The 815-nt window shown below is 64.9% G+C and carries 1 protein-coding gene; it reads left to right on the top strand.

The annotated features are described in order from the left end of the window. The coding region (locus NCR35_RS30130; RefSeq protein WP_250537458.1) for an FAD-binding protein at positions 1 to 815 on the top strand (815 nt) is incomplete at both ends.

Here is an 815-nt window from a genome sequence, read left to right as displayed (position 1 = left end):
GATGGTCTCGGCATGGCCGCGCGCTCGGGCATCGCGCTGCAGGACATGGAGTTCTGGCAGTTCCACCCGACGGGCGTGGCGGGCGCGGGCGTGCTGATCACCGAAGGCGTGCGCGGCGAAGGCGGCATCTTGCGTAACGCGAACGGCGACCGCTTCATGGAACGCTACGCGCCGACGCTCAAGGACCTCGCGCCGCGCGACTTCGTTTCGCGTTCGATGGATCAGGAGATCAAGGAAGGTCGCGGCGTCGGTCCGAACAAGGATCACGTGCTGCTGGACCTGTCACACATCGGCGCGGAGACGATCATGAAGCGTCTGCCGTCGATTCGCGAGATCGCGCTCAAGTTCGCCAACGTGGACTGCATCAAAGAGCCGATTCCCGTGGTGCCGACCATCCACTATCAGATGGGCGGGATTCCGACGAACATGCACGGGCAAGTGGTCGGCACGGCCAAGGGCTACGACGATCCGGTCAACGGCTTCTATGCAGTGGGCGAATGCTCGTGCGTGTCGGTGCACGGCGCGAACCGTCTCGGCACGAACTCGCTGCTCGACCTCGTCGTGTTCGGCCGCGCGGCGGGCAATCACATCATCAAGCACGCGACCGAGATGAAGGAGCACAAGCCGCTGCCGGCCGATGCCGCCGACTTCGCGATGGAACGCCTCGCGGTGCTGGAGAAGTCGACCTCGGGCGAATACACGCAGCACATCGCCAACGACATCCGCGCGACGATGCAATCGCACGCGGGCGTGTTCCGCACCTCGAAGCTCCTGGAAGAGGGCGTCGGCAAGATCGCGGAATTGGCCGAGCGCGT

The sequence above is a fragment of the Caballeronia sp. AZ10_KS36 genome, assembly GCF_023631105.1.
Classification (GTDB): Bacteria; Pseudomonadota; Gammaproteobacteria; order Burkholderiales; family Burkholderiaceae; genus Caballeronia.
Note: the sequence above shows the minus strand (reverse complement) of the source record. Positions and strands in the feature narration are given on the sequence as shown.